Source organism: Roseateles sp. (assembly GCF_031397715.1).
GTDB lineage: Bacteria > Pseudomonadota > Gammaproteobacteria > Burkholderiales > Burkholderiaceae_C > Paucibacter_A.
Map to the genome: position 1 here is coordinate 1 of NZ_JANNMI010000357.1, position 18,018 is coordinate 18,018.

Here is an 18,018-nt window from a genome sequence, read left to right on the forward strand (position 1 = left end):
CGAAACCAGCTTCAAGCTAGGGGTATCGTGTTTGACCTTGCGCATAGAAGATCCGGGGCTGCCGCCATGGGGGCGGCAACAGGAGAATCGCATCATGGCCAGCAAGATCACATCCGCCCCAGCGCTCAAGGTTGCTGCGACCAAGCCCAAGGGCTTGTCACTTCATATCGGCTTGAATGCCGTCAGCCCGGCGGCCTACGGGGGCTGGGACGGCCCGCTTGCCGCTTGCGAGTTTGATGCCAATGACATGGCCGCGCTGGCCAAGACCAAAGGCATCAAGCCGACCGTGCTGCTGACCAAGAAGGGCACGCGCGCGGCGGTCTTGAGCCATATGCGCGCCGCCGCCAAAGCCTTGAAGGCCGGTGATTTTTTTCTGCTGACTTATTCCGGCCATGGCGGTCAGGTCGGTGATATCAATGGCGACGAGCCCGACCAGCAGGACGAAACCTGGTGCTTGTTTGACGGCCAGCTGATCGACGATGAGCTGTACCTGGAGTTGAGCCGCTTTGCCACCGGCGTGCGCGTACTGGTGTTGTCAGACAGCTGCCACAGCGGCTCGGTCACGCGGGACATTGCGCCGCCGCCGCCGCCACCCGGCCAGCGCGTCAAGCTGATGCCGGTTGAAGTGGCTCGGCGCGTCTATGCCGAACACAAGGACTTTTACGACCAACTGCAGGTCGATGTGCTGAGAGAAACCGCCAAGGCAGTCGTTGACCCCGATGCGGCGCTGGCCCTGGTTGGCGCGGCCTCGCATGCGGTGGCGCTGGTCGGTGCGTTCAAGCCGGCCGTGCTGTTGATCTCGGGCTGCCAGGACAATCAGACCTCGATGGACGGCGCCCATAACGGTGCGTTCACAGGCCAACTGCTCAAAATATGGACCAACGGCAGCTTCAAAGGAAGCTACGCCAGCTTCCATGCCCGCATCCGCGCCGGACTGCCGCCAACGCAGTCGCCCAACCTGTTTGTGCTCGGTAGCAGCGCGGCGACGGCGGCCTTCGTGGCACAAACGCCGTTCACGGTTTAATCAACTTAGCGGGAGAACAAGATGGCCGAGCACAGCATCGCGATCAAACTCAATGGTCGCTCGGCCGAGCATCCCCGCTTGCCGCCGCTGCTGACTCCGGCGGCCCGCGCGGCCGATCGGCGCGACGACGCCTTCTTGCCCGACGGCTATCTTGAGCCGCTGAGCGCGTTTGATCTGAGCCCGGCCGCGCGCAGTGCGGACGTCGCGCTGGTGTCGCAAAGCCATGCGGCGGCGGCCAATGAGGTTTTGGTGCTGGAGCTGGCCGACGGCAGCACGCTGATCACCAGTGCCGGGCGCCTGCGCGAAACCCTGCTGCAAACCCACCCTGAACTGATTGGCGAGGACGGTGCCATCCTGCTAGAGGCCTTGCGTGCCCAGGGCGCCGCACCCGGCCGCGGCCTGGGCGCGGCGGTCGGTGGGCTGATCGGCAAGGTCTACTCTTTCGCCGTCGGCAAGGTGCCGGACGCCATCATCGAGCTGGCCTTGAGTCAGCTGAAGAACAAGGCCGAGTTGGGGGTGACTTGGGCCGGCACCAAGGCCTTGATGTGGGCGATCGAGAAGCAGCTCGCGCAAGTGCCGGGCCTGTACCGCTGGGTCTCGGCCACGGGCAAACCGCAGGATCTGGAGCCCTGCGGCTTCGACAGCAATCCGCCGGTCGGCCCGCTGTTGGTCTTTGTGCATGGCACCGGCTCCAGCACCCTGGGCAGCTTTGGCGAGCTGCGCAGCGGCGACCGTGATTTGTGGGGCGCGCTGCAGGCCAAGTTCAGCGGCGGCATTTACGGCTTTGAGCACCGCACGCTGTCGCAAAGCCCGATCGAGAACGCGATTGATTTGGTCCGCGCCTTGCCCGTCGGCGCGCAAATCTGCCTGGTCTCGCATTCGCGCGGCGGCTTGGTGGCTGACCTCTTGTGCCTGGGCGACTTTGATGCCTTGATTGACGGCTATGCCTTTGCATTCGAAGGCACCGGCGACGCCGACGCGAAGGAAGCCGAGCGTGTCATCCAGGAGCTGAAAGACGCCCACGCCGAGCAGCGCCTGCAGCTGCGCACGCTGGCCGCTCTGCTGCGCGAGCGCAAGATTGTGGTGCAGCGCTATGTGCGCGCCGCCAGCCCCGCCAACGGCACCAAGCTGGCCAGCGGGAACTTCGATGTGTTCCTGTCCGGCCTGCTGACGCTGATCGGCACGGTGCCGTTCTTCTTCGGCAATCCGCTGTACTCGGCCTTCAAGCGGGTGGTGATCGAGATCGCCAAAAATCGATGCAACGCGCATCTGGTGCCCGGCATCGAGGCGATGCTGCCCGACTCACCGATGGCGCGCCTGCTGCATGACGCGCCGGTGCGGCCGGGCACGGCGATGTCCATCATTGCGGGCGACATCCAGGGCGGCAATCTGCTGCTCAGGTTGGGCGTCATGCTGACCGACTTCCTGCTGTTTGATAGCGACGACAACCACCTGGTCGTCAATACCACGGCGATGCTGGCCGGCATCGCGCCCAAGTCGGCCGCGCGGGTGTTGTTCGATCGCGGCGCCGATGTTTCGCATTTCCGTTACTTCGTCAATAGCGACACCCGCAGCGCGCTGCGCGACTGGCTGCTGGTGGCCGAGCCCAATGACTTGAGCAGCTTCCGGGCCTTGCCGGACCCGGCCGACTACGAGGCTGCCTTGGCGGCGGCCGGCGCCAGCCGCAGTGCCGGCGCCGCCGACCGACCCATTGTGGTGGTGCTGCCCGGCGTGATGGGCTCGCACTTGCAGGCCGGAGCCAAGGACCGCGTCTGGTTCGATCCGGGCGATATTGCCACCGGCGGCCTGAGCAAGATCGAATACGCGCGCCCCGGTGTCGAGGCCGATGAGCTGTTCGCGATGTTCTACGGGCGGGTTTGCAAGCACTTGGCCGACAGCCACCGGGTCGAGCCCTTCCCCTATGACTGGCGCCAGCCCTTGGATGTGTTGGCCGAGCGCCTGGGTGAATTCCTGGCCCGGCTGATGCACCAGACGGAACAGCCGATCCGCCTGCTGGCGCACAGCATGGGCGGCTTGGTGGTGCGCGCCTGTATCCACAAGCGCCGCGCCATCATTGACCAATTGATGGCCCGCGACGGCGCCCGCCTGATCATGTTGGGCACGCCCAACCAGGGCGCACATTCGATGGTGGAGAACCTGATCGGCAAGGGCGAAACCTTGCGCACGCTGGTGCGGCTTGATGTCACCCACGATATGCAGGAGGTGCTGGACATCATCGCCGGTTTCCGTGGGGCCTTGCAGTTATTGCCCAAACCTGGTTTTGTCGACACCTTCCAGGGCCAGCCGGAGGGTGGTGGCAGCTACGCCTACCAGCAGGCCGAGACATGGGTTGAGCTGAAGAGCAAATTGCGCGACTTCTGGTTTGGCGACCGGCGTACCGGCACGCCGGCCCAAGCGGTGTTGGACTCGGCCAGCTGGCTATGGGCGCAAGACGGCTTGCAGAAGCCGGCGTTGCCGGCAGCTTACGAGGCCAAAAGTGTCTATATCTTCGGCCAGGCCCCCAACACGCCTTGCGGTCTGCGTGAGGTTGGGCAGGGCGCCAACGCGCGCCTGAAGATGGTCGGCACCACGCGCGGCGACGGCACGGTGAGCTGGGACTCCGGGCGCATCGCCGGCATCGGGCGCTTTTATTACCTGCCCGCAGCCCATGGGGATCTGCTCTCGACCAGCGCCTATTTCAGCGCCTTGACCGAGCTGTTGAACTCCGGCGCCACCGCCGGGCTGAGCACGCAAGCGCCGGCGACGCGGGCGATCGAACATGCGCAGCCGGTCACCTACGACGCCGGCCCGCCCAGCGCCGATGATCCGGACGCGCTGCTGCGCGGCTTGATGGGCAGCTCCTCCCGCAACCGGGTGCCGGCGCGCACACAGCGGCGGCTGGAGGTGGCGGTCAAGGCGATGGACCTGCGCTTCGTGGCCGATCCCATCATGGTCGGTCATTACGAGCGCGACCCTATCGCCGGCGCCGAGGCCTTGATCGACCGCGAATTGCTGAACAAGGAGTTGAGCGAACGCTACAGCCTGGGCCTGTATGCCGGTGCGCGCGGGTCGGCCACCGTGGTGCTGCGGGTGCGCGGCGATTTTGAGCGGCAGATGGGCCAGCTGAGTGGCGCCGTCGTCACCGGCCTGGGTTCTTACGACCGCGCCTTGAGCCCCGCTGACCTGACCGATGCGGTGCGCACCGGCGCGCTGCGCTATCTGCTACAGGTGATTGATGTGCTGGGCAAGGCCGACCGCGAGGTGCCGCTGGCCAGTCTGCTGCTGGGCTATAACTCCTCGGCCAATCTGACTGTGGCGGCCTCGGTCGAGGCCTTGGTGCGCGGCGTGATGGAAGCGAATGCGCGCTTCTTCGCTGCCACGCGCCTGAACATCCGCATCGCCCGGCTCGACATCATCGAGCTCTATCTTGACACCGCAATCAGCGCCACCTACGCGCTGCGAAACTTGAGCGCACTGTTGGCAGCGCAGGCCGAGAAGCAAGGCACGGCCCTGCTGTGCCAGGGCGAACTGAGCCAAGGCGAGGGCTTCAGGCAGCGGCTTTATGACGATGGCAATTCCAGTTACTGGCCGCGGCTGATCATCACCGACGCCGAGCGCAGCGAGGCCCAGAATGCGGCCGCGCAGGTGAGCGGGGCGGCGCCGCTTGCCGACAAACTGCGCTTTGTCTTCGTCGGCCAGCGCGCGCGCGCCGAGTCGGTGGCCTTGCAGCGCCAACCCGGTTTGATCGAGCAGATGGTGGCGCAACAGATCGCCAATCCGATCTGGAATGAGGACTTCGGCCGCATGCTGTTTCAGCTGATGGTGCCGCATGACTTCAAGGACGCGGCGCGTCAGCTCGACCGCGTGGTCCTGGTGGTCGATGCCTACACCGCCAATCTGCCATGGGAGCTGATGCTGGCCGACGACCCCGACCGGCCGTCCGAGGAAAAGCAGCCGCTGGCGCTGCGCACGGCGGTGGTGCGGCAGTTGTCGGCGCAGGCCTTCCGCGCCAGCGTGCATCAAGGCGTGGCGCGCCGCGCGCTGGTCATCGCCAACCCCTCGGTGGCCGGTTTCTCCAAAGGCTTCCCCTATTTGAATGGGCAGGCCACCCAGGCGCCGCCCGATCTGCCGGGCGCGCAGGCCGAAGGTGAGGCCTGTCAGGAGCTGCTCAGCGGCATGGGCTATGAGGTGGAGGCGGTCATCGGGCGTGGTGAGGAATACGGCAACAAAGCCAGCGACGTGCTGGCCAAGCTCTACGCCAAGCCCTGGCGCATGCTGCATATCTCCGCCCATGGCGTGTTCGAGTTGCTCCACGCCGATGGTCGCCACCGCAGCGGCGTGCTGCTGTCCGACGGCTTGCTGATCACGGCGGCCGAGATCATGGCGATGGAGACGGTGCCCGAGTTGGTGTTCCTGAATTGCTGCCACCTGGGGCAAGTCGACTCTGAGGGCCGCGGCCCCGGCAGCAATAAGCTGGCCGCCAGCGTGGCCCGCGAGATGATTGCCATCGGCGTGCGTTGCGTGGTGGTGGCCGGTTGGGCGGTCAATGACGAATCGGCGCGGCGCTTCGGCGAGGTTTTTTACGAGCAGCTCTTGCTGCGCCGCCAGCCCTTTGGCGAAGCCGTCTTCAGTGCCCGCAAGGAAGTCTGGCGCGCCCACCCCGAGGACATCACCTGGGGCGCGTTCCAGGCCTATGGTGACCCGATCTGGCTGGCCGAACCGGCGGCCGAGGGCGCCACTGGGGGCGGGCCGGCCAGCCGCTATGTGTCGCCGGATGAGATGCTGGATGAGCTGGCCAGCCTGCGCTCCGATCTGGCGCGCCGCGGCGAGTACCTGGGCTCACGCGAGCTGCAGGTGCAGGTGGACCATGTGGCCGACGCGCTCACCCGCCGCTGCCCGCCCGGCTGGCAGCAGAACCCGCAGCTGCAATACGCGTTGGGCAAAACCTGGTTTGATTTGGGCCAGTGGGAGAAAGCCCGCGCGGCCTTTCTGAGTGCGGCGCAGGCGGTGGACCGAATCGGCGGCGTGCCGATTGCGGGCTTGGAGAAGTTGGTCGATGTCGAGTCGCGCTTGGGCGAGGCGCGTGCGCTTGAGGCACTCGGCAAGGCCTTGAGCGGCGATCCGAAAGCGCAGCAGCAAGTGCTGGCCGGCGAGGCCTTGATCGATTTGGCCTTGCGCCGGCTTGACGGGCTGGACGCCTTGGTGGCTGACGGCGCCGGTGCAAGCGACGCCACGCCGGCGTTCGCCACCTCAATGCACAGCGAGCGCACCGCCTTGCGCGGCGCGGCTTGGCAGCGCAAGGCCAATTTGCAGGCCCGGCGTCTACTCAGCGGCTTGCTGGATGAGCAGGCCGGCGATGCCGCCGCGCAGGCGATGGCGCATTGCTTGCAACAAGGTGTCGAGGCCTACCGGGCTGGCGAGGGCCAGCCGGGGTCGGATCAGTTCAGCCCCTGTCATGCGCTCTATCGCTTGGCCCTGGACGGCTTGACCGACTGGCACAGCCCGGCGGACAAGGGCGCGGCGATCGAGTTGGCGCAGCAATGCCGGCTCAGTGCGGCGCATAACTTTGCCATTCAGCCCAGCCCCTGGGATTTGTTGATACAGCCCGAAGCCTTGTTGGTCGAGCGCATGATCGACGGCAAGCTGGGTTGCCCCGACGAGGAGGGGCGGCGTTGGTTTGATGAACTGGCGGCCAGCTATGCCGTGGCCTTGCGCTGCGTGACCGTGCGGCCCTTGCAGTTGGATGCGATGGTCGACCGGATCGAGCGCCTGTCCCGCTTTGCCGATGCGCTGGCCCTGGCCCAGCACCGGGATGTGAACCTGATCCGCACCGCCGATCTGTTGATCGCGCTGGCGCAAAGCATCCTGCCCGGCCATACCGCACGCACCGACCGGCCTGGCCCTCCTCCTCCCGGCGGCGGCGGACCCAAGGCGCGCCGGCGGCGCTGATCAGGGCCGCAAAGCTCGCTACACTTTATTGCTCTGTCGCAGCGGCACTCAATGACGCGACTTGTCCGCAGCTCACAGCGCCCGCCTGTGGTGAGAGGCATCGATGCTTGAATTGAGACTTTCATGGATCTCGCCTCTCTGCCCTATCTGCTTGACTGGGCCGCCCTGCTGCTGCGTTGGCTGCACCTGATTGTCGGTATCGCCTGGATCGGCGCCTCGTTCTACTTTGTCTGGCTGGATAACCATCTGCTGCCCCCCGAGGCCGCCGATCTGCGCGCCAAGGGCGTCAGCGGCGAGCTCTGGGCCGTCCACGGCGGCGGCTTTTACAACCCGCAGAAGTACCTGTTGGCGCCGCCCAATCTGCCCCAGCATCTGCATTGGTTTTACTGGGAAAGTTACTGGACCTGGATCAGCGGCTTTGCGCTTTTTGTGACGCTGTATCTGTTCAACCCGAATACCTATTTGATCGATGCCAGGGTCCATGCCTGGGCGCCATCGGCGGCGATCATGGCGGCCCTGGGTTTCCTGGCGGCGGGTTGGTTGGTGTATGACCAGATTTGCCGCCGCATCCGCAACGATGCCTTGGCGCTAGGCCTGATCGCCATCTTCGTCGCGGTGGCGACTTGGGCCGCCTGCCAGTGGTTCGCCGGCCGCGCTGCTTTTTTAATCGTTGGCGCGATGCTGGCAACGATGATGAGCGCCAATGTGCTGGTCTGGATCATCCCGGGCCAGAAGCAGGTGATCGCTGATATGCGCGCCGGCCGCGCCGTCGACCCGGTCCATGGCCAGCGTGGCAAGCAGCGCAGCGTTCACAACACCTTCTTCACCCTGCCGGTCTTGATCGCCATGCTCAGCAACCATTACGGCATGCTGTATGGCCATGCGCAGAACTGGCTGGTGCTGATCGTGTTGATGGCGGTGGGCGTGCTGGTGCGGTTCTATTTCGTCAAGCGCCACAAGGGCGTCAACGCTTGGGGCTTGATTGCGGCGGCGCTGGCGCTGCTGGCTGGTTTGATCGTTTGGATGGCGCCCACGCCCGCGGCCGCGCTCACGGCCACATCGACTCGGCCGCCAAGTTTTGCCGAGGTGCAGGCCGTCATCACACAGCGCTGCGTGCTGTGCCATAACGCCGATCTTGCGCAGAAGGGCATGCAGCTGCACACGCCCGCCCTGATAGCTCAAAACGCCCAGCTGATTTATCAGCAGGCCGTGGTGCAAAAACTGATGCCGCTGAACAACGCCACCGCCATCACCGAGGCCGAGCGTGCGCTGCTGGGGCGTTGGTTCGAGGCCGGCGCCAAGCCATGATGGACAGCCCGCGCGAGCCCTTGCGCTGCTGAGTCAGTGACGCGGTCTTGCCGCGTGAGCGCTTTAAGCTAACGCTTTGCGCTCGCGCAAGCGCCTGACCATCGCCTGCGGCCTGTTGTCGCCGGTTTGATCTTTCGCAAAGACAGAAAGAGAGGCTTGTATGACATTGCCTCTCATTCGCCGCCTTTCGGAACCCAGCACCGTGGAAACTGCAAGCATGACAGCGCCCGCGCGCTTGACTCAATCCCGTCCGCCCGCCATCAGCCCTTCGGCGCTGGACAGCGTATTGGGTTCGCCTCGGCTCAGTGAGCTTGAGTTGCATGCGTTGGCTCCAATCTCGCAAAGCCGCCAGCTACCGGTCGGTGCGGCGGTGTTCGCGCGCGGACAGGCAGCAACGCATTTGGTGGCGGTGCTGAGCGGCGTGGTCGGCCTGGGTTCCGCCGGCGCGGATCAGCAGTTCCAGCTGGAGCGCTGCGTGCACGGGCCCGCCTGGTTGGATCTGAGCAGTGCCTGGGTGGGGGCAGGGCATGCGCAAGATGCCCGCGTGATGCAGCCGGCCTCGGTGCTGGATCTGTCGTTGGACGGCATACGCGTGCTGCTCGCCCGCTTCCCGGATATGCGCGAACGGCTGCTGCTGGGTTTGGCCCAGACCGTGCAAAGCCTGACCGGCACCACCCATGACCTGATGTCCAAAGACGCGCAAAAGCGCCTGGCCACATGGTTGCTGCAGCGCAGCCCGGTGCAGGGCGATAACGTGGCGATGAAGGAGCGCAAGCGCGAGTTGGCGGCGCAGCTGGCGATCACGCCCGAAACCTTGTCGCGCCTGCTGCGTCAGCTGATGAGTGCGGGCCTGATTGAAGTGAAGGGCTACTCGATCAAGCTGCTGAACTTGGCGGCCCTGCAGAACTTGGCAAGTGGCTGAACTTATGGCCCAGCCCGCCTGTCTTTGAGCAGCGAATTTCGATACTTTTCCGGGCTTTCTCCGCTGCAAACTAGCGCTTCCGCCGCTTAGACTGCAGCGGACGAGGCCTCCGCTGTGGTGGCCTGCGCCAGAGGAGACCCATGTGAGCGCTGCAGCCGAAAAATTTTTCAAGAACAACAATGCTTTGCCGACGATGCCCGAGGTCGCGAGCCGACTGATTCGCAGCTTCGACGATGACAATATCAGCTTGAATGCCATCGCCGAGCTGATCGGCAAAGACTCCACCTTGTCGGCCAAGGTGTTGCGCTTGGCCAATTCGGCCCGCTACAGCCCCTCGCACCAGATCTCCAGCCTGAACGATGCCGCCGGCGCGCTGGGGCTGGATACCTTGCGCAATCTGTCGCTGGCCGCTTGCATTTCAGGCGCCTTTCCGGTCGTCAAGGGGCTGGACCGGGCCTTGTTTTGGCGCCACAGCATCACCACCGCCGCCTATGCCCGCATCCTCAGCCAGATGCTGCGTGTGGACGCCGACACCAGCTATCTGGCCGGCCTGATGCTGCGCACCGGCCAGTTGATGATGGCGATGGAGGAGCCGGCCATGGTCGCCGACGTGGAAGCCAACGCGGCCGAGCCGGGTAGCCGGTTCTCTCTCGAAGAGCACCGCTTTGGCTGCACTCATGCCGATGTGACCGCGTCGTTGGCCGCGCATTGGCATTTTCCGGCCACCATGGTCGAGGCCTTCAAGGACGCCAACACGCCGATGGAGAGTCGCCCCTTCTCGCTGATGGCGGCGGTGTTGCATCTGGCCGAGGTCTTGGCCGACGCGGCCGAGCATCACGTCAATCCGGCGCAAGCCTTGATGGTGGCGGTGCCGGAGCTGGTCGGGCATCTGCATCTGGACTTGGCCTATCTGGAGGCCAAGATCGTTGCCGCCGGCGATGTGGCCGGCGATGTGGAGCAACTGCTGCACTAGGAGCCTGGGCGGCAGAAGGCGGCGACAGCGAGAAGCGGCCCCAGCGAGGACAGTTTGTGCCGGATTTGCAGCCGCAAAGCCCCGCTATGGGGCAAAAAGACGGTGCAAAATGGACCGCTGCGGTCGATTCGGAGCCGCCGGTCCTTCTGCCGCCCAGGCTCCTAGCTGCTCAGCAGGGCGGCCTAGCCGGTCAGCAGGCCGCTGCTGTTGCCGCCTTGTTGGCAGCTCAACGGCTTTGAATCGTGATCTTGATGTTCGGTCCGACATCGATGGTCACGCTGGTGCCGGTGGTGGTGTCGTCGTCGGTCACATCCTCGGCTTCGTCCGTGTCCTCCACGCTATTGATGCCCGGAACGACAGCCGTGAAGGCCTCCCAGGCATCGTTGGTGATGTACTGGTAGGGAATGGTGCCGTAGCCGGCGCCAAACGGGTTGGCCGATCCGAACGAGGCTGTGCCCCAGCTGTTGCGAACAATGAAGTAGCCGCCGCCTGGGCTGGCTGGCGTGTCGACGTAGCCCACCAGCAGCACGGCATGGCCACCGACCGCCGCTTCGTTGCCGATGCGCATCGTGATGCGCCCGGTCTGGCGGGTGGCCGCTGACTGATACCAGCTGTTGTAGACCGGGATCGACAGCCCGATTGGCCGCTGCTTGGACATGTGGGTCTTGTAGGCCAACACATTGCGAGTTGGCACCGCCAGCGTGGCCAGGCGGTTGGTCAGGCCATCGGGTCGTGCCCCAGCAGGTCGCGCGCCGTGGTTGTTGCAGGGCAAGGCATTGCGGTACGCCCAGACGACCTCGCGGCACTGCCCCCGGCTGGCCAGCGGAAGGCGGGCTTTGGCCTGCCAGGTGCCGCAAGACGCCGCTGCGCCGTCGATCAGCTTGGTCTCGTAGTACAGGTGCTGCTCGGAGAGGTTGCGCTGGATGCCGCGGCGGCGCTCGATGTACTCGTTAAGCGCAGTCAATGTGAAGCTGACGCAGGTGCCGCGTGGGCCTTGGTTGCGGATCGGCTGGAAGAACCCGACGAGGTTGACGAGCCCAGGCAATTCCACCGTTTCCGAGCGTTCGACGACCTCTATTGCCGAGGCCTCGGCCGCGCTCAACATCTCGGGCGTCGGCGCACGCACCCCCAGCCCCAGGTCCTTGGGTTTGGGCGTGCTGAGCTCGGCGGCGCGCGTGGCCGGCAACATCGCCTGGACGTTGTCGAGGAAGTTCTGGAAGGCCTTGTCCTTCAGCCCCAGCACCTGCTGCAATTCGCCGCGTACCGCGGGGATGGCCGCCACGGCCACCACCTGTTCGGCGTCTTCGATGCCGAGCGACAGCAGCGTCGACACCAGCGCCTGGCCCTCGCTGCCAAGGCTCGCCGCGACGCCGTCCCCTTCGGGGTCGGCCAGCAGGTGGCCACCAAATCCGGAAAAGCCGCTGGCCTGGTTGGCCAAGTCGTCATAGTCATTTGCAGGCATAGCAATCTCCTGTTCTCAGGCTGCCGACTTGATGCGGAAACCCAAGCTAGATGAACGCAACCGAGCCCGCCAGCCGGTTGTGCGTTGAAGGTCACGGGCCGTCCGCAGCATTACCCTTGTTCAGACGGGCGCCGCTTGCAGCGGCTTGGGGTAACGCACAGGCGAAAAAAACGTCCTAGCGCGGCGTGTTGCCATCCTCCTTTCCGGGACCCCTGGCGCCCATTCCGCGGGCGTCAGAGTCGAACCGCTTGCCCATTTCCATCCGCGCCTCGGGCGACAACGCCGCTCGCGCCTGATGCACCAACTGCTGGGCTACTTCCGCAGTGACGCCGAGTTGATCGGCGAGTGACTGAAGTCCACCGCTGGTGACGCTGACCGCCACCACTTGGTCGGCTGTGCTGATCCAGGATTTCGCCAGTCGGGCCACATGCTCGGCCGTCCACCCTGGTACGTTGCGAAGATCGATTTCCGCCATCATGTCCCTCCTTAAATGAATGAGGGGTGGTAATTTAACTGCCCGCAGCTGCGCCCAGTCAAGGGCCGGGGCTCGACGAAGTAGGGGGTAGCGTCGATGGGCCCGCCCCAGCGCGTGGAGTATATTGAATCGACTCAGAATATTTGTTCTAGAACATATATACTAGATTCATGTCGCAGCCCTCCGTCCCCCATCCCACCGCCGCCGAGCTTGATCTATTGAGCGTGCTTTGGCGCCTTGGCCCCGCCGACGCCAAGCAGGTTCATGAGGCGTTGTTGACCGAGCGCCCCGACGCCACCTATGCCACCGTCTTGCGGCAGCTGCAGCTGATGTATGCCAAGGGCCTGCTGACGCGGGACGAAAGCCAGCGCCCGCAGCGCTATGCCCCGGCCCAAAAGCAGGCCAAATTGCAAACGCATTTACTCAAGGATCTGATCGCCAAGGCCTTTGCCGGCTCGGGCAAGGCGCTGGTGTTGGCGGCGCTGAAGGGGCATGTCAGCGCCAAGGAGCGGGCCGACATTCAAAAACTCTTGGGCGGCAAGGACGAGACCCCATGAGCGCCTTTTCTATGGCGGCGCTGGTACCGGCATTGGGCTGGGCCTTGCTGAACTTCGTCTGGCAGGGCCTGCTCATCGGCCTGCTGGCCGGCGCAGCGCTGGCCTTGTCAGACAAGGCCAAGCCGCGTGTGCGCTATGCCATTTGCGCCTGGGCCCTGCTGGCTTGCCTGGCCCTGCCGCTGGCACAGTTGGCTTGGCTGCTGGGTGCGCCGCCGGCCATGCCGCCCATGCCGGAGCAGCAGCCGGACTGGCTGCAGGCGCTGGCCGCGCACAGCCCGGCGCTGGTCGTGGCCTGGAGTTTTGGCGTCAGCCTGATGGCGCTGCGTTTGGCTGCGGGCCTCGCTTGGGTGAGCGTGCTGCGCCGCCGCCACACACCCGCTCCGGCGGCATGGCAGCTGCGCTTGGACGCGTTGGCGCTGAGCTTGGGGGTTCGGGGCCGCGTCATGCTGGGCCTGTTGCCGGATCTGAACAGCCCCATCACCGTCGGCTGCCTGCGCCCGCTGGTGCTGTTGCCCGCCGGCTTGCTCAGCGGCATGCCGCCGCACCTGCTGGAGGCCTTGCTGGCACATGAGTTGGCCCATGTGCGGCGCTGGGACTACCTGGCCAATTTGCTACAGAGCTTGGTCGAGTCGCTGCTCTTCTTCCACCCGGTGGTGTGGTGTTTGTCCAGCCAGATGCGCGATGCCCGCGAAGAAATCGCAGACGAGTTGGCCGCCCAGGCCTTGGGCGATCCGCGCCGCATGGCGATGGCTTTGCACCAGCTGTCCTTGCAGCAGGACGGTCGCCCCGCCCCAAGGCTGGCGATGGCAGCCGGCGGCGGCAAACTGCTGCGGCGATTGGAGCGGCTGCTGGCGCCCCCTGCCCAAGCTGGCAGTTGGAAAATGGCGCTGCCCGCCTTGGCGCTGGCCAGTGCCAGCTTGTGGACGCAGGCGCACAACAGCGCAGCCAATGCCGACGCCGCAACAGCGAAGGCGGCAATGGCTCCTGCCACCATGCCCTCCGCAGCGCAACTGCTGCAGCTGCCGCTCAATGCCCGCCATGCGCTGATTCTTGACGATAGCAGCGGCCAGGTCTTGTTGGCCAAGGACGCCTTTGCTGTGGTGCCCATCGCCTCCATCACCAAGCTGATGACGGCCATGGTGGTGCTGGATGCCCAGCCCGATCTGCAGGCGACGCTGCGCATCGCAGCCGCCGATGTGAGCCCGGGTGTCGGCAGCGCGGCGCGGCTTAAGCCCGGCGCGCAAATGAGCCGGCTGAGTGCGCTTGAGCTGATCTTGATACCGTCCGACAACCGGGCTGCCGCGGCCTTGGCGCGCAACTACTCCGGCGGTACGCCCGCCTTTGTGCGCGCCATGCAGGCCAAGGCGCAAAGCCTGGGTCTAAGCCAAACCGCTTTTATCGACCCGGCCGGCGTTGCGCCCGGCAATGTCTCCACCGCCGCCGAGGTGGCCAAGATCGCTGCCGCCGCCGCCCGTTACCCCGAAATTGCGCGCATCAGCAGTGAGCGCAGCAGCCAGGTGCCGGTCGATGGGCGGGCGCGTGCCGTGCGCAACACCAATCAGCTTGTCGGCGCCGACGTTTGGGACATTCAGCTTTCCAAAACCGGCTACACCCGCGAGGCCGGCAGCTGCGTGACCATGCGCCTCAAGGCGGGCGGTAAACAGTTCACGCTGGTGCTCTTGGATGCCGATGATGTCGCCCGTCGCCAGCTTGACGTCGGCCATATTCGTGCCAGGCTTGACCGGCCGCCCAGCAGCTAGGCAAGCCCCGCGCCGGGCCAGGCCTGGCCCCCATCACCCCCATGGAGAATCTTATGCAACGTCGCCTTTTCTTGGGCGCGGGCACAGCCGCGCTCGCCAATTTGCCCAAGTGCAGCCATGCGCAAACACCTGACCTGACAGCGCTGGGTGCGTTTGCGCCGCCCCGGCCGCTGGCGCCGCTGCGCGCCAGCGTCGACCGCATCATGGATATCAATGTCTGCCTGCGGCCGTTTCGCGCCCAAGGCCCGCGCATCGAGTCGGAGCAGCGCTACGGCAAGCACCTCGTCCACCATTACGGCCACGGCGGCAGCGGCTGGTCGCTGTCCTGGGGCTCGGCCAGATTGGCCCTCACGCTGATACAGGCGGGCGGGCACAAGCAGATTGCCGTGATCGGCTGCGGCGCCATCGGCCTGACCACGGCACGCGTCGCGCAACTGAATGGCCTGAAGGTGCGCATCTACTGCAAGCAGCAACCGCCCGAAGTGGCTTCGGCGGCCGCCACCGGTATGTGGTCGCCGGACTCGCGCATCTGCACGACCGAATACGCGACTTCGGCTTGGACACGGCGTTGGGAATGGATGGCGCGCAGCTCCTTCAAGACCTATCAAAGCCTGCTCGGTTTGGCGGAGCAGGCGGTCGAATGGCGTGATGGCTATCTCTTGTCGGACATCCCGTTCGACCAAGACCTCGCTGCGTCTGCACATGGCGGGCATGACGAGCCTGACTACCCCGATCTGATCGCGCAGCTGGACGATCTCCGGCCCAAGTCTGTGCTCTTGAGGCCCGGCGAGCATCCGTTTCGCGTCGACCATGCCAAGCGCTTCACCCAGATGAGTTTCAATATCTCCAGCTACCAGCGGCTCTTGATGGATGACTTCTTGCGTGCCGGCGGCGAGATCGTGCATGAGGTGTTCGAGCACCCAAGGCAATTCGGGAGCTTGCGCGAACGCACCATCGTCAACTGCACCGGCTATGGTGCGCGGGCGCTGTTGGGCGACAACTCCATCATCCCGGTACGAGGGCAAACGGCGCGGCTGCTGCCGCAAATCGAGGTCGACTACGCGTTGATCTACCGGGGCCACAACCTCTTCATGCTGCCGCGCCGCGACGGCGTGCTGGTGCAGGCGCAGGGCGAGCGAGACTTCGGTAACGGGGACACCCGCATCGACCGCGCGCATTCGGTGGCGGCGGTGGAGCGGCTGGCGGCACTGTTCAAGTGACTTGGACGGCCGTGCTTGGCGCTCAGCTCAAATGCTCATCAATTGCTCATCAATTGCTCGGCCATCACCACATGCATGCCCGGTTTGGCTTCAAGTGCGGCCTGGAGCAGCGCGGCGGCAATGCGTTCGGCGGGATTGGGCCGCCAGCGCCGAGGCAGAACGGGGCCAAGCCAGTTCAGTGCACTGAGCAGCGCCCGCTCGCCGGCACGAGCGTCGTCGCGAGCACCGGCAATCAGGCCGGGTCGAACGCAGGTGAGCGAGGCGAAACCCAACTGGGCGAGATCTTGCTCCAACTCCCCCTTCACCCGGTTGTAGAAAAAGCGCGACCGGGGGTCGGCCCCCAGCGCCGAGTTGAGTGCATAGACCGGCGTGCCGGCCTTAAGTGCGAGCTGCGCGACGAGCAGCGGATAGTCATGATCGACGCGCCGAAACGCCTCCTGCGAGCCCGCGATCTTCATCGTCGTGCCCAACGTGCAAATGACGGCATCGGCCCGCCACCAGCCGGCATCCTCGGGTAGCCGGTCGAAATCCACCCTCGGAACCACCAGCTTGGGGTGCGCCGGCAAGGCCTTTCTTGAGGGCGCCACCACGGCGTTGACGGCGGGATGCATCAGCGCCTGCGCCAACACGTGGCGCCCCACCAAACCGCTTGCGCCGACGAGTATCAGTTTTTTCATAGGCCTTCTCGTGTGTTCAGTCCACGCCCAGTCGCTGCAGCGCCGTCAAGACTGCCTCGGCGGTCGCTGGCGCCAGTAAATGCGGGTCGCAGCCGACCGGGCCGGTCGATGCCACCGCATCCTTGATCGCCAACAGCACCGAAAACGGCAGCAGCAGCGGCGGCTCGCCGACAGCTTTCGAGCGGTGAATGCTGTCGGCGGCATTCGGCTGGTCGAACAAGCTAACGCGGAAGTCCGGCGGGCTGTCGTTGGCGGTGGGGATCTTGTAGGTGCTGGGTGCATGGGTCAGCAGGGCACCGGTTTGCGGGTGCCAGCGTAGTTCCTCGGTGGTCAGCCAGCCCATGCCCTGCACAAAGGCGCCCTCGATCTGGCCGATGTCCAAGGCTGGGTTCAATGACTTGCCGACATCGTGCAGCACATCGGCGCGGGTGACGCGGCTTTCACCCGTTAGCGTGTCGACCAGGACCTCGGCCACCGCCGCGCCGTATGCAAAGTAATAAAACGGCTTGCCCTGCAGCTTGGCGCGGTCCCAGTGCAGGCCAGGCGTGGTGTAAAAGCCGTCGCTCCAAAGCTGCACGCGCTGCATATAGGCCTTGTGCACGAGCTCCGCGAAACTCAGTGACTGTTCACCGGCGCTGACCCGCCCGTTGACGAACTGCACGGCCTCGGCCTCACAAGCAAACAGCTGCGCCGCCAACAGGCCCAGCCTTTGCTTGATCTTGCGTGCCGCGTCTTGCGCCGCCTTGCCATTGAGATCGCTGCCGGTGGAGGCGGCCGTCGCCGAAGTGTTGGCGATCTTCTGCGTATCGGTGGCGCTGCAGCGCACGCTGCTCAGGGGAATGCCCAGTTCCTGCGCGACGACTTGCGCGACCTTGGTGTTCAGCCCTTGGCCCATCTCGGTGCCGCCATGGTTGACCAGCACCGAGCCATCGGTATAGACGTGCACCAAGGCACCGGCCTGGTTCAAGTGCACGACATTGAAGCTGATGCCGAATTTCAGCGGTGTCAGCGCCAGGCCTTTTTTGAGCACCGGGCTGCTGGCGTTGTAGCGGGCGATTGACTCGCGGCGGGCGTGATAGTCGCTGCTGTCCACCAGCTGGTCGGTCAGCGCGGCCAGGATGTTGTCCTCGACCTGCTGGCCGTACGGCGTGATGTTGCGGCCGCCTTCGTCCGCATAGAAATTGCGCTGGCGCACCAACAGCGGGTCCAGACCGAGGCGCCGGGCGACCGAGTCCAGAATCATCTCAACGGCCAGGGCACCCTGCGGCCCGCCGAAGCCACGAAACGCGGTATTGCTCTGCGTGTGGGTGCGCGCGCAAAAGCCGTGCAGCGCCACATGAGGCAAGAAGTAGGCATTGTCGAAATGGCACAGCGCGCGCGCCATCACCGGCGCCGACAAGTCGGCCGAATGGCCGCAGTTGGAGATCAAGTCGACCTCGGCACCGAGGATCATTCCCGTCTCGTCAAACCCCACATCCCAGCGGTAATCAAAACCGTGGCGGCGGCCAGTGATCATGAAGTCATCATCGCGGTCCAGCCGCAGCTTGACCGGCCGGCGCAATTTCTGTGCCGCAATCGCCGCCACGCAGGCGAACAGCGCCGACTGCGACTCCTTGCCGCCGAAGCCGCCCCCCATGCGTCGGCACTGCACCTGCACCTGATGCGCGGCAAAGCCCAAGGCATGGGCGACC

12 protein-coding genes are annotated in these 18,018 nt (G+C 65.3%); 8 read left to right on the forward strand and 4 right to left on the reverse strand.

Annotated elements, in window-relative coordinates:
- The first annotated feature begins 94 nt into the window (after positions 1-94).
- The 5 genes from RMO57_RS15485 to RMO57_RS15505 all read left to right on the forward strand — a co-directional run bounded on the left by RMO57_RS15485 (position 95) and on the right by RMO57_RS15505 (position 10,176).
- On the forward strand, positions 95-1,024 hold the full coding sequence (locus RMO57_RS15485; RefSeq protein WP_310388129.1) for a caspase family protein: 930 nt from the start codon (positions 95-97) through the stop codon (positions 1,022-1,024).
- 21 nt (positions 1,025-1,045) lie between these two features.
- Positions 1,046-6,973 carry a CHAT domain-containing protein gene (locus RMO57_RS15490; protein WP_310388131.1) on the forward strand — a complete coding sequence of 1,976 codons (5,928 nt, stop codon included), beginning with the start codon at positions 1,046-1,048 and terminating at the stop codon, positions 6,971-6,973.
- A gap of 123 nt (positions 6,974-7,096) precedes the next feature.
- Positions 7,097-8,281, forward strand: a complete 1,185-nt coding sequence (locus RMO57_RS15495; RefSeq protein WP_310388134.1) for a urate hydroxylase PuuD — start codon at positions 7,097-7,099, stop codon at positions 8,279-8,281.
- Positions 8,282-8,498: 217 nt separating this feature from the next.
- Entirely contained in the window at positions 8,499-9,203 is a 705-nt protein-coding gene (locus RMO57_RS15500; protein WP_310388136.1) for a Crp/Fnr family transcriptional regulator, read from the forward strand.
- Positions 9,204-9,345: 142 nt separating this feature from the next.
- Entirely contained in the window at positions 9,346-10,176 is an 831-nt protein-coding gene (locus tag RMO57_RS15505; RefSeq protein ID WP_310388138.1) for an HDOD domain-containing protein, read from the forward strand.
- Between the two features lie 226 nt (positions 10,177-10,402).
- On the opposite strand, the gene RMO57_RS15510 is transcribed toward RMO57_RS15505, so the two are convergent.
- Together RMO57_RS15510 and RMO57_RS15515 are read right to left on the reverse strand one after the other, a co-directional pair.
- On the reverse strand, positions 10,403-11,638 hold the full coding sequence (locus tag RMO57_RS15510) for a C1 family peptidase (RefSeq protein WP_310388139.1): 1,236 nt from the start codon (positions 11,636-11,638) through the stop codon (positions 10,403-10,405).
- 175 nt (positions 11,639-11,813) lie between these two features.
- Positions 11,814-12,116: a hypothetical protein gene (locus RMO57_RS15515; RefSeq protein WP_310388140.1), complete on the reverse strand. Its 303-nt coding sequence runs from the start codon at positions 12,114-12,116 to the stop codon at positions 11,814-11,816.
- A gap of 167 nt (positions 12,117-12,283) precedes the next feature.
- On the opposite strand from RMO57_RS15515, the gene RMO57_RS15520 reads away from it, so the two are divergent.
- Genes RMO57_RS15520 through RMO57_RS15530 form a run of 3 tightly spaced genes read left to right on the forward strand, consistent with a single transcriptional unit; the run spans position 12,284 to position 15,650 of the window.
- Positions 12,284-12,670 carry a BlaI/MecI/CopY family transcriptional regulator gene (locus RMO57_RS15520; protein ID WP_310388142.1) on the forward strand — a complete coding sequence of 129 codons (387 nt, stop codon included), beginning with the start codon at positions 12,284-12,286 and terminating at the stop codon, positions 12,668-12,670.
- Positions 12,667-14,430: a M56 family metallopeptidase gene (locus tag RMO57_RS15525; protein ID WP_310388144.1), complete on the forward strand. Its 1,764-nt coding sequence runs from the start codon at positions 12,667-12,669 to the stop codon at positions 14,428-14,430. The genes RMO57_RS15520 and RMO57_RS15525 overlap by 4 nt, the downstream gene beginning before the upstream one ends.
- Positions 14,431-14,483: 53 nt before the next feature.
- Positions 14,484-15,650: an FAD-dependent oxidoreductase gene (locus RMO57_RS15530; protein WP_310388146.1), complete on the forward strand. Its 1,167-nt coding sequence runs from the start codon at positions 14,484-14,486 to the stop codon at positions 15,648-15,650.
- A 38-nt stretch (positions 15,651-15,688) separates the two neighbouring features.
- On the opposite strand, the gene RMO57_RS15535 is transcribed toward RMO57_RS15530, so the two are convergent.
- Positions 15,689-16,327: an NAD-dependent dehydratase gene (locus RMO57_RS15535; RefSeq protein ID WP_310388147.1), complete on the reverse strand. Its 639-nt coding sequence runs from the start codon at positions 16,325-16,327 to the stop codon at positions 15,689-15,691.
- 16 nt (positions 16,328-16,343) lie between these two features.
- Positions 16,344-18,018 (reverse strand): xanthine dehydrogenase molybdopterin binding subunit (gene xdhB / locus RMO57_RS15540; protein ID WP_310388150.1); only part of this gene is annotated, 1,675 nt, incomplete at its 5' end.

Bases quoted from the DNA above. Each gene is read 5' to 3' on its own strand.
- RMO57_RS15510 (WP_310388139.1), bottom strand. From the start codon at position 11,638: ATGCCTGCAAATGACTATGACGACTTGGCCAACCAGGCCAGCGGCTTT.
- RMO57_RS15535 (WP_310388147.1), bottom strand. From the start codon at position 16,327: ATGAAAAAACTGATACTCGTCGGCGCAAGCGGTTTGGTGGGGCGCCAC.
- RMO57_RS15490 (WP_310388131.1), top strand. From the start codon at position 1,046: ATGGCCGAGCACAGCATCGCGATCAAACTCAATGGTCGCTCGGCCGAG.
- RMO57_RS15525 (WP_310388144.1), top strand. From the start codon at position 12,667: ATGAGCGCCTTTTCTATGGCGGCGCTGGTACCGGCATTGGGCTGGGCC.
- RMO57_RS15495 (WP_310388134.1), top strand. From the start codon at position 7,097: ATGGATCTCGCCTCTCTGCCCTATCTGCTTGACTGGGCCGCCCTGCTG.
- RMO57_RS15515 (WP_310388140.1), bottom strand. From the start codon at position 12,116: ATGATGGCGGAAATCGATCTTCGCAACGTACCAGGGTGGACGGCCGAG.
- RMO57_RS15530 (WP_310388146.1), top strand. From the start codon at position 14,484: ATGCAACGTCGCCTTTTCTTGGGCGCGGGCACAGCCGCGCTCGCCAAT.
- RMO57_RS15520 (WP_310388142.1), top strand. From the start codon at position 12,284: ATGTCGCAGCCCTCCGTCCCCCATCCCACCGCCGCCGAGCTTGATCTA.
- RMO57_RS15485 (WP_310388129.1), top strand. From the start codon at position 95: ATGGCCAGCAAGATCACATCCGCCCCAGCGCTCAAGGTTGCTGCGACC.
- RMO57_RS15500 (WP_310388136.1), top strand. From the start codon at position 8,499: ATGACAGCGCCCGCGCGCTTGACTCAATCCCGTCCGCCCGCCATCAGC.